1 protein-coding gene is annotated in these 523 nt (G+C 60.4%); it reads right to left on the bottom strand.

Annotated features, from left to right (window positions below; translation table 11 throughout):
* Nucleotides 1-523: recombinase family protein (locus tag J8I82_RS37930; protein WP_209765783.1), on the bottom strand; the 523-nt coding region annotated here is incomplete at both ends.

Here is a 523-nt window from a genome sequence, read left to right as displayed (position 1 = left end):
GCGCATTATCCCGTCGCTGACGTGCCCGCTTGCGGTTCTCTGCAAGCTGCTCCTGGACGGTATGGAACAGCGCTTCACTGATGATGGCCGGAACCGGAATTTCGATCCACTGCTGCGGATCCGCACGTATCGTTGAATACGGTTTCTTGGGCACATCGGCGCTGTGGCGTTTGGCACGCACACGTACATGCAGATGATCGCGCACCTGCGTTTTGCCGAACGCGGCCCGTCCCATGTAAGCCGGATTGCGCAATATGCCCCACACCACGCTACGATCCCAGAACGGCTTCCCCGAAGCCGTTTCGGTACCAGCCTCGGCAAGCCGGCGTACCACTTCTCCGATGCTCAGGCGCTCCAGACCTACCCATTGGAACATCGCTCTTACCGTTGCGGCTTGGGGCAGTTCGATGACGTAGTGGGCCGGTGTCCCGTCGAGCTGCCTGCGTATATAGCGGTAGCCGTAAGGCGCCCCAGATAGCACATTGACGTTGCCACGTTTGGCACCGTGAAGCTTGCCACGGCG

This window comes from Cupriavidus consociatus (assembly GCF_017814975.1).
Classification (GTDB): domain Bacteria; phylum Pseudomonadota; class Gammaproteobacteria; order Burkholderiales; family Burkholderiaceae; genus Cupriavidus; species Cupriavidus consociatus.
The sequence above is the reverse complement of the archived record's forward strand: the minus strand, read 5'-3'. Positions and strand labels throughout refer to the sequence as shown.